Consider the following 9,138-nt stretch of genomic DNA (forward strand, 5'->3'; position numbering starts at 1 on the left):
ATGTATAGTGCCCAACTATGAATAGATGGGATTTATTTCGACGTGTACCCCGCGAGCCATCAGCGGTTGCCAGTGGAGCGCTACGCATAGTTTTAATGCTTGGCGGACTGCGTAAATTCTTTCCCTGTTGGACGATAGCTTTAAACGATGAAATTCACGGTGTCATTAATGTAAATGAAGCATGAAATCATAAAAACGGGAGCGAATTTGCACTCAAACTATTGTCTGCATATGCGGCGGTTGATAGAGGTCGTTGAATTTTCGGAAGCGAATATATTTTCACCTCAGAAATTCGGTAAAACTATGTAAAGCTTCTGGGCCGAGGGTTGTTTGAAATGCCAGTGAAACCAGGCTTTGCCACCGATGGTAATTTACGGCTATACATAGTTGCGCACTATACATAGGGGTCGAAACTGTAAATTCGCCACTTCCAAAAGCCGCCATTCACTACTGGCGTAATAGTCTCGGAACACCTTACAGCATCGGCGGTTTTATTTTGCCCGATAACACGGCTATAGCCAGTTCCACTTCATCCATTGCCAGGATTTGATCAATCGTTTCATGTTTGATGCTGTTCGCGATCTGTAGAATTTCTTCGTTGACTGCCTTCAAGGTTGCCGATTGTTTAATCAGCCGATTAACTTCCCTGGTTTGTGCAGCGCTTAGTCGATCCTGCTGCCATCGGGAAAACTGTTCCAGGAAATACCTTTGGTCGTCCAATTGTTTGTCATATAGATCAAAGATCCGATTCAGGGTGGCATCGTCCAATACATAAGGCTTGGCTATTGCCTGACGCAGGTTGTCCAACTGAACCATGGATTCCTCCAGCATGCCGTCCACCATAAAGGTGAAGGTAGGCAACATACTAATGGGGTGCCACTGAATTTGTTGATCCTACGGCGCCTGGTCCTGTGTAGTGTCATCACCCGGTTTACAGTGACGTGCCATTAATTCATCCAGTTCCTCATCAAATTCATTGGCCGTCTTTAGCTGAATGGGCTCACGGTTCGGCCAAACTTTCAATACTCTGGTTTTGGTATCGAAGCCTGGTGTTCCCAGTGGTTCGCCGATGACCCAAGTCGGCACATTGATTTCACTATATTGGTGGACCATGGTTTGAGCGCAAACTTCAAGTACGTTTTCATCGGCACTATCGTCGGCAAAGATCAATTGCGCCGCCCACTCCCCGCAGTGTTCGCAGGGAATGAGGCTACTTTCAAAGAGGTCTTCGGGTGGTGAGTTTTTGGGTGTGTCGGCTTGGGCGACAGGATTCAGTTCTAGCCGATGCTGGGAGAGGTCAAGATAATCGGTGTTATCGCGGCAAACCCAGTGGAGCATTTGCCCTGACGGGTTTGGATTTCGCTCGAACATGGCTACCGTTTTCCTGTATTGGGCGTCGGTGGTCTTGGCGTTTTGAATGCGCGGCAGGTTGTTTTTGAGCTCGATTAAATCATCCTGCCCCAGTTCCGACCGGAAAGCGGTGACGCTCCCTTTGGGATCGACCGCGAAAATAAAGTAATTCCCGGTTTCGAGCATTTTATTTAAGACAGTCTGCACGACCGGGTTGTTCGGGTTTACCAGTAGATTGAATGTGGCGTAATGGTAGAAGTGGAAGCCAAAGTGAACCACGACGCAGTCGGCATTACCGTACAACGAATGCCCGAAACTAAAACCGGTGCGGGTGTACTCCTCAGGAATAACTATTTCGGGCCGAAGTGCCAAAACACCGAAGGTTTGTTTCCGTTCCTCAACGAGGCCCAACGCACAGCAGGGTGCTTCGGCGGTGATAAAATCATCGATAAACTGACTATTGACGGTAAGCCGTGGGAGTAGGGGATAGACGTTGCTCATGTGACATCACTGGGTTAGGCAGGGGTGGCTTTGGGATGATAAATCATACCCGGAGTTGGAGTGATCACTAAATCCGCTGTACGGTGTGATGCTTGCTTGAAGGAAGGTGTTGAAACTGCGATGATCAGCGCCACAATTCCATAGTGTGCAATGATCGCTTATGGCTGATTTGATCTTAGACGCCGCCGTTTTCGCCGGCTAGTTTTTTTACATCCCACCTTTTGAGAAAACCATGCATAAATCCGAACTCATTGACGCCATAGCCAGCCATGCGAATCTCAGTAAAGCCGATGCCGGGCGGGGCTTGGATGGCATCCTCAGTGCCATTCAAAATACCTTGAAAAACGGCGATTCGGTATCGTTAGTGGGGTTTGGCACGTTCGAAGTCAAGGAACGTGCCGAGCGTCAGGGCCGCAACCCGCAAACCGGCGCTGAACTGACCATTGCCGCAGCAAAACTACCTGGTTTTAAAGCCGGAAAGGCTTTAAAAGACGCCGTTAACGGTTAAATTCTCTTTAGGAAAAAGGGCTTTGAATGACTCGAAGTCCTCTTGAAACTGCGCTATGATTCGGCGGTTAACTCACTGTCGAACATTCGCATTTCAGATGATAAAATCGGAACTGATCGGGGCGCTGGCCGCCAAGCAAGCAACCCTGCTGCCAGAAGACGTAGAGCTCGCTGTCAACACGATCATTGAGGCTTTGATCAGCGCTGTCGCCACTGGCGAAAGAATTGAAATTCGCGGATTTGGTGGTTTTTCAACGATTCCCCGCAAAGCCCGTATCGGCAGGAATCCAAAGACCGGGGAACCTGTCAGTCTACCTAGCCGGCATGCTGTTCACTTTAAACCCGGACTGGATTTGCGAGACCGGGTAAACGCTTCGAAACAGGCGTTCCCCACCATTAAAGACCTGTAACCCCGTTTTAGTACCTGATACCCATCCCCTGCACAGCGTTTGACTGCGGCGGCGTCCTGTCCATCCCGGCCGCTCGAAGCCCGGTCTCGAGTCTCGCAGCGATGGAAAATGACTACGGCGTTATCCCTATTGACTGCCAAAGAAATTCATAGGAAACCGGAGGGCGGTGTTGCGCTTTGGCTTGCTGAGCTTCGCCATGTTCGTAGGTGTGCAGCAAGAATTTGACTTGCTCCAGTCCTTCCGGGGTTCTGATGGCCTCGCGCGGCGTTTGATCGTTCAATATCGGTAATGGCTTGTCAGCCCAGTCAGCGTAAAGCTGCCGAATTCTCTTCTCTATGAGCTCGGTTATGATCTCGGGTGGCAGGGGTATCGGTTCCGATCTTTCCTGGGTGTCATTAGGCTGCATATTAGCCAGTATGCCTTTGGGATCGGACAGTTCCCGGCTGATAAAGGCCACAGCAGCGCCTGATACCGCTTCGAACCAAGGCTTGCCTTCGTCTGCATACTGTTGAGTATGATAGGACACTTTGATTCGATCAGGGCGTTTGCCGGGATTGATACTGAGATTTCGCCGTGTCAGCCCATCCTCGCCTGCAAAAATACGACTCCAACCCGCATCACGATTGCCTGCGATATCCGCTTCGCCGGACAACGCCTGGTCAAATGCGTCCCAGTCCAGAACCCGGTAATGATCGGTCACGAACAGGAGCGATTCACCCGTTACACGATCAACCACTGGCGGCATTTCAAAGGCCCTGACAAATAACTGGAGCCAGTGATATGGAATGATGGCACTGGTGATTTCTTTGGCGAGAGGAGAATCCGGCTCGACGCCCTCTAATTCGTCTGTGAGTTCTTCCAACAAATCCCAGCTTCGCTGGCGGGGGAAGCCGTACACGGCGCCGGACAGTTCAAAATGCGCGTCAACCGGCACGATGCGTGCCGCGATCAGGTCGTAGCGGTTGGCTTGTTGTGAGCCCGATTTTTCCTGGACGAGGACGGGCTGACGTTCGGGCAGCATCACATCCCGTAAGGTCAGGCATTTGCCGGGCACCACCTCCACAATTTCGTAAAGTCTGAGGGGTAGGGCCGTTAGAGTCTCAAGCCATTGCCGCTGTTCAGCAGACAATAGCGGACCACCCTTTCCGAGTAACAATGCCGCAACACGACAGTCCTGGTCTTTGATTGTCACTACACCATCGGCCAGCAGCCATTCCATGGCATTGATCATAATGCCGGTATACGAGTCGTCGGGCAGGTCCTGAATCCCGGCATATTCATCGTCGTCGAGCCCACCAAAAAAACCTTCATCGAGCGCGGCATGGGCCGGCTGCTCATACTTCGTGAAGAGCCACTGTATGGCTTTCGGGACGGCTTCAGAACGATCGTTCGCTATCTGGGCGTCTGCGGCCTGCAAGCAGCACTGCTTATATTTTTTACCGCTGCCACAGGGACAGGGATCGTTTCGGCCCAGTTTTTTCATATCAGGGTGACTTTAAACACACGCCAGAATTATTGCATAGAAATTTTTGCTGCATAACCCGACACTGATTACTTTCTTTCCAATCACTTTCTATCTTTCTTTCGTTGTTACTTAGTTTATTTATTACTTTCTTTATTACTTATTTTCTTTGTTTGTTGTTTTGTGCTAGACTATCTACACAGTCAATTTTAGGGAGGCCGTCATGAAAGAAGAGTTTGATTCCGTTGTGGGTCGTCCCGTCGACATAACAGATGAACGCATTATTGAAGCCGGCGAGACTTTGGTGAGGGCCAATCGGAATGTAACGGGCTTTGCATTGCGCAAAATTACTGGCGGCGGTGACCCCAAAAGACTGAAAGAAGTTTGGGATAAGCACAATGTCAGTCAGTCTGTGACCAATGCAGAGCCGGTGTCAGAGTTGCCTGTAGAGGTGGCTGAAACTTTGGCGGCAATGACCAAGGCCTTGGTGGACAAAATCAATACGTTGACCGTGGAGTTAAACGACAAAGCCGTCAAGACCCAAGAGCGCCGCGTGGCGGATGTCTTGCGGGCTGCGGGCGAACAGCAGGCCCAAGCGGAGCGCGAACTTGCCGATGCTTCGCAAGCTGTCGATGAGTTAGAGGCAATGCTGGCGGAAGAACGGTCCAGGGTAGGGGAGTTGGAAAAACGTCTGGCCGACGTGTTAGCGGCTGATCAAGCTAAAGCGGTTGAACTGGCTACCTTACGCGAACGGCTAGAGGCGGTCGAAAAAAACGCGAAGGTAGCGGGCGAGCAGCATGTTGCCGAACAAGCGCAATTCCGGCAAGCCTTGGCGGATCAAAAGCGGGCGGCGCAAGAATTGGCGGTAGAACGGGATAAAGTGAAAACGGAACTGACTAAAGTACAGACTAAGGCGGAAGCCGCTGAAGAGTCCCATAAGGAAGAGAGAAAAAGGGCGGCCACTGAGCTACAGCGAGCCGCCGATAAGCTTATAAAGCTTGAAGCGGAAAGAGATGGCGCCAAAGGGGAGGCGGGTAAAGCCCGAGAAGAGCTTGCCAAGCTAACAGGCCAATTGGAAGCCATGAAATCCCAGGCCGCTCAGTTGATGCAGGCCATTGGAAACCAACAACCGGAAAAAGCCGAAAAACCGAAAAAGGTATAAGGCATTTTGCGGCTAAAAAACGGAGAACTCAGTGATGATGAACGTGAATCAATTGCAACAGGCCAAAGTGGTTATGCATCGATGGATAAGCAGTTATCGTTGTCGGACTTTCATTGGTTTTAAAGGCTCGGTTGTTAAACCGTATGGCTTTCGCTCTTATTATTGGGCGCACACCTATACTGCCCGTGATTACTTGTTGGGCATAAAGGAGCCGCATGGTGCATGTCTGTCATTGTTGGCCCTTAGAAGGTCAGGGCAATGAATCCGGGATTGGCGTGGTCGTGTCTGGGGGCTTGATGTGTGAAGCCGGACTCTGAAAATGACACCGCCTATATTAATGGTATCTAAAGGCGTGCAGTCGTCTTCTGATATTGGTGTCCAAAATCGACCGGTGTCAATGTCAGAAGATGACTGCACCATCTTATTGGGCTAGAACCACTAAGTGAAGTCAACTATTGAGCAAAAAAATGTCAATAGACATCTGCACAGTGCGTCATTTTGCTCAGCACTTCTCTTCATAAGAATATGGTTTGGGGCGCTGAATAGTTTTTTGGCGTTGTCCGATGAACCATGAAAGGTTTTCTTAGTGTGTGAAGCCGGCTTCTGAAAATGACACCACCAATATTAATGGTATCTAAAGGCGTGCAGTCAACTTCTAATATTCGTGCAGTCGTCTTCTGACATTGATGCCCGAAATCGACCGGTTTCGGACAGGGCTTAAAAAATATGTACTAAAGTAGGAAAAACGGCTTTCGTACATGTGTTATAATTCGTACATCCCTTTCGGACGGAATTAGCGCATGTCACGCGTCTTTGCTTACTGTCGAGTGTCGACCACTGACCAGACGACCCAAAATCAAAACATGGAAATTCAATCTGCCGGTTTTGCCATTCAGCCAAATCGTTTGATTGAAGAAAGCATCAGCGGTTCAGTCGCGGCTAAAGAACGACCGGGGTTTAATAAACTGATCGACCGGATGGAAGCGGGCGATGTATTGGTGGTGACCAAGCTGGATCGCCTCGGTCGTAACGCCATGGATGTCCGAGCCACGGTCGAGCACCTTTCTGATTCCGGAGTGCGGGTTCATTGTCTGGCGTTAGGTGGGGTTGATCTGACCAGTTCTGCCGGCAAGATGACCATGCAAGTAATCGCAGCGGTTGCTGAGTTTGAGCGTGACCTGCTCATTGAGCGAACCCAAGCGGGCATTAGTCGCGCGAAGGCAGCGGGTAAACAGTTTGGCAGGCCGCCGGCACTTAATGCGGAAGCGCGTGCTGACGTTGTCAAACGCTTGGCCGCTGGCAGCAACGTTTCGGAGTTGGCTCGGGAATTCAAAACCACCCGGCAAACCATTATGCGGATTCGGGAAGCGGCGTTGAAATCACCGCAAACTGACAATACTGTCCACTCGTCTGGGGAGTAACTGATGAATCATCTATATCTTGAAAGACACGATACCGAAAACAACATGCATCGGTTTTACCAGATGTTTGTCACGCCAGGTCTATTTGATGACTGGTCACTGATCAAGGAGTGGGGCAGGGTAGGTTCTCCAGGCACAGTCAGGAAGGAGTGGTTCGACACCCAGGAAGAAGCCATTGTCGCCGGGAATAAGCTGTGTAAAGCCAAATGTAAAAAAGGCTATCAATCTATTCCGGCAGTACGTTAAGTTATGCGTTATGATTACAAATGAACCACCATTAACCGGAGCGGCAACCATGGCAACCGAAGCATTTACCGTTAGGGCTGAATCAGACATCGTGCATCAACTCGATTTTATTGCCGGGGCATTAGATCGATCACGCAATTACCTAGTGAATCAAGCTTTACGGGAATACTTGAAAACCCATGCCTGGCAGGTCGAGAAAGTCACCCAAGGTATAGCGGCCGCCGACCGTGGTGAATTGGTCGATCATGACGATGTCATGCGTGAAATGGAAGAACTGATCGAACAAAAATCCAAGGGTAGGGCGTGAAACTGGTTTGGACCGAACCCGCCCGACAGGACTTACGTGAGATATTTACATTCATCGCCGAAGAAAATCCCAACGCAGCCCGCAGACTATTAGCTGAAATCAAAGAACGCGCTGTCTTGCTGCAAGACAACCCGCAACTAGGCCGCGCTGGCCGCGTCGATGGAACAAGGGAGTTAGTGCTTGTCGGCACACAATACATATTGCCTTATCGATTAAAAGAACAACAAATTCAAATATTGGCTGTATTTCACGGCGCAAGATTGTGGCCGGATAACTTTTAGCTTATTGGGCCTAGAACCCCTTTTTACTTCTGCCTATAAAGGATGCAGATTCCATCACAAACCAGCCAACGATTCCGATACGATTACGCCAGTATTGAATGACGGCTTTTGGACGAGATGAATTGTCGCAATCGACCCAAACCCGTCATACGACGGTCTCCAAAGCGGCCGCATGCCCGAGCATCGTTTCTCGGGTTTCGCTTCTACGAAGCAGCCTTTCGTGGTCTCCGGCATCGGCCAAAACCGGCCACTGAGGATGCTGGCGAAATTTTCCATCCCTAAGTTCAGTGAATGGCAGCTTTTCGGCAAGCAACCTTGAGTCGTCATCGGCTCGACCCGGCCAAAAGCTGCCGATCGGAGTAGCTATCCAATTATAATAATTAAGGCATCATGTAACCCGATCGGCTGTCCGGTATTCGGCTACAGTTTGGGTCATCGTTTGATGGCTCTAGGCTCAATGCGTCCGGGTCGGTTGCCAACCAAGTGTTCAGCCATGAAAAGGAGCAGACCCGAGATGGAATCCGGGCCACCCGTTTGCTTTTGGGTTTACCTTTGCACCCACTGCGATTCATATAGAGCCAATTTCACTTTGCCCCCCGTGGGCTAACTTGAGTCGCTGACACAAAAAACTCGATGATATCCTGACTTCGCTCGGGCCAATGTGAATGGATTTGATCACCTTCACAGTACAACGTTTTTACGCCCCCGGCACACCCTGAATAAGAGGAGCAGCCATTTGCGATTTTATCCGGAATAGGATCACATTTATTACAAGCGGCCCACCAACCCACCGCTTGCTGACCATAACCAGGAAACAGGCGATCCTTGCTGCTGTGCATGACCATAACCGGCAAGGGTTCAGGGCATCTGCGGTCGCGTAAATCATCATACGCAACCCCTGCTGCGCTCGGCGCAATGGCACGTGGGATGTGTCGTGTGCCAGTCATAAATGCTAATGCCATCGCCGAAGTCCCTCCATCGGAATGTCCGGTAACATAGACTTGTTTTTCATCAATACACCACTTTTTAGCCATTAAGCTGGGAATGGTGCCTAATTCTACGGTAGTGCTGGGCGATAATTCCGGATGATCCGCATAGGCCACGATGAGACCGGCTTGGGTAGCAGGAAAAGTGAACCCAGTTGTTTTTTCAGTTTTAGCCCGATTCGATCCCGCCGGAGAAAATACCAATAATAGTGGGTGGGCAACGGATGCATCATAATTGGCTGGTGTGCGGACATTGTATTTGATGCCGTTTTCGGTTTCTTCGCCATAAGTCTCTCCAGCGTCTCCACTGAGTTGATCAGCTTTGCAAAGACGTTGCCGCATCTCAGGCCGATACACGGCTTGCCCCAATTCTACCGAGTCGCCACTATGATCCATCAAAAGCATGACAACCATCACCAATATCGGTAACCCGAATAGCACTTTCTGCCAAGAATTAATTCTTAAAAGATAAACCTTTAATTGAGTCCTGAATCCGTGACTCCAC

General features: G+C 50.0%; 11 protein-coding genes. 7 read left to right on the top strand and 4 right to left on the bottom strand.

Annotation, left to right across the window (positions count from 1 at the left end):
* Positions 1 to 474: 474 nt before the first annotated feature.
* Together A1332_RS00855 and A1332_RS25555 are read right to left on the bottom strand one after the other, a co-directional pair.
* Entirely contained in the window at positions 475 to 864 is a 390-nt protein-coding gene (locus A1332_RS00855; RefSeq protein ID WP_082879460.1) for a hypothetical protein, read from the bottom strand.
* A 30-nt stretch (positions 865 to 894) separates the two neighbouring features.
* Positions 895 to 1,851, bottom strand: coding sequence for a hypothetical protein (locus tag A1332_RS25555; RefSeq protein WP_064006701.1), 957 nt, complete (start codon positions 1,849 to 1,851; stop codon positions 895 to 897).
* A gap of 232 nt (positions 1,852 to 2,083) precedes the next feature.
* Between A1332_RS25555 and A1332_RS00865 the strand changes: the two genes are divergently transcribed.
* Together A1332_RS00865 and A1332_RS00870 are read left to right on the top strand one after the other, a co-directional pair.
* Entirely contained in the window at positions 2,084 to 2,359 is a 276-nt protein-coding gene (locus tag A1332_RS00865; RefSeq protein ID WP_064006702.1) for an HU family DNA-binding protein, read from the top strand.
* 97 nt (positions 2,360 to 2,456) lie between these two features.
* On the top strand, positions 2,457 to 2,768 hold the full coding sequence (locus A1332_RS00870; protein ID WP_064006703.1) for an integration host factor subunit beta: 312 nt from the start codon (positions 2,457 to 2,459) through the stop codon (positions 2,766 to 2,768).
* Between the two features lie 112 nt (positions 2,769 to 2,880).
* Here A1332_RS00870 and A1332_RS00875 read toward each other — a convergent pair whose 3' ends face one another.
* Positions 2,881 to 4,251, bottom strand: coding sequence for an SEC-C metal-binding domain-containing protein (locus A1332_RS00875; RefSeq protein WP_064006704.1), 1,371 nt, complete (start codon positions 4,249 to 4,251; stop codon positions 2,881 to 2,883).
* Between the two features lie 202 nt (positions 4,252 to 4,453).
* Here A1332_RS00875 and A1332_RS00880 point away from each other — a divergent pair, with 202 nt between their 5' ends.
* The 5 genes from A1332_RS00880 (at position 4,454) to A1332_RS00900 (ending at position 7,647) form a co-directional block, all read left to right on the top strand.
* Complete coding sequence (locus tag A1332_RS00880) at positions 4,454 to 5,392, top strand: DNA-binding protein (RefSeq protein WP_064006705.1); 939 nt, start codon at positions 4,454 to 4,456, stop codon at positions 5,390 to 5,392.
* Between the two features lie 800 nt (positions 5,393 to 6,192).
* Entirely contained in the window at positions 6,193 to 6,813 is a 621-nt protein-coding gene (locus A1332_RS00885) for a recombinase family protein (protein ID WP_064006706.1), read from the top strand.
* Positions 6,814 to 6,816: 3 nt separating this feature from the next.
* The gene (locus A1332_RS00890; protein WP_064006707.1) at positions 6,817 to 7,059 is read left to right on the top strand and encodes a WGR domain-containing protein; all 243 of its coding nucleotides are present in this window, start codon (positions 6,817 to 6,819) and stop codon (positions 7,057 to 7,059) included.
* A gap of 49 nt (positions 7,060 to 7,108) precedes the next feature.
* Positions 7,109 to 7,366, top strand: coding sequence for a CopG family ribbon-helix-helix protein (locus tag A1332_RS00895; protein WP_064006708.1), 258 nt, complete (start codon positions 7,109 to 7,111; stop codon positions 7,364 to 7,366).
* A complete protein-coding gene (locus tag A1332_RS00900) occupies positions 7,363 to 7,647 on the top strand; it encodes a type II toxin-antitoxin system RelE/ParE family toxin (protein WP_064006709.1) in 285 nt (94 codons plus the stop codon). The genes A1332_RS00895 and A1332_RS00900 overlap by 4 nt, the downstream gene beginning before the upstream one ends.
* Positions 7,648 to 8,231: 584 nt before the next feature.
* Here A1332_RS00900 and A1332_RS25560 read toward each other — a convergent pair.
* Positions 8,232 to 9,138, bottom strand: a 907-nt coding sequence (locus A1332_RS25560) for an alpha/beta hydrolase family esterase (protein WP_231890174.1), incomplete at its 5' end; no start/stop codon positions are given.

The organism is Methylomonas methanica, assembly GCF_001644035.1.
Taxonomy (GTDB): domain Bacteria; phylum Pseudomonadota; class Gammaproteobacteria; order Methylococcales; family Methylomonadaceae; genus Methylomonas; species Methylomonas methanica_A.

Excerpts from the sequence above, each read along its gene's own strand:
- A1332_RS00890 (WP_064006707.1), top strand. The coding sequence starts at position 6,817 with ATGAATCATCTATATCTTGAAAGACACGATACCGAAAACAACATGCAT.
- A1332_RS00885 (WP_064006706.1), top strand. The coding sequence starts at position 6,193 with ATGTCACGCGTCTTTGCTTACTGTCGAGTGTCGACCACTGACCAGACG.
- A1332_RS00855 (WP_082879460.1), bottom strand. The coding sequence starts at position 864 with ATGTTGCCTACCTTCACCTTTATGGTGGACGGCATGCTGGAGGAATCC.
- A1332_RS00875 (WP_064006704.1), bottom strand. The coding sequence starts at position 4,251 with ATGAAAAAACTGGGCCGAAACGATCCCTGTCCCTGTGGCAGCGGTAAA.
- A1332_RS25555 (WP_064006701.1), bottom strand. The coding sequence starts at position 1,851 with ATGAGCAACGTCTATCCCCTACTCCCACGGCTTACCGTCAATAGTCAG.
- A1332_RS00870 (WP_064006703.1), top strand. The coding sequence starts at position 2,457 with ATGATAAAATCGGAACTGATCGGGGCGCTGGCCGCCAAGCAAGCAACC.
- A1332_RS00895 (WP_064006708.1), top strand. The coding sequence starts at position 7,109 with ATGGCAACCGAAGCATTTACCGTTAGGGCTGAATCAGACATCGTGCAT.
- A1332_RS00880 (WP_064006705.1), top strand. The coding sequence starts at position 4,454 with ATGAAAGAAGAGTTTGATTCCGTTGTGGGTCGTCCCGTCGACATAACA.
- A1332_RS00865 (WP_064006702.1), top strand. The coding sequence starts at position 2,084 with ATGCATAAATCCGAACTCATTGACGCCATAGCCAGCCATGCGAATCTC.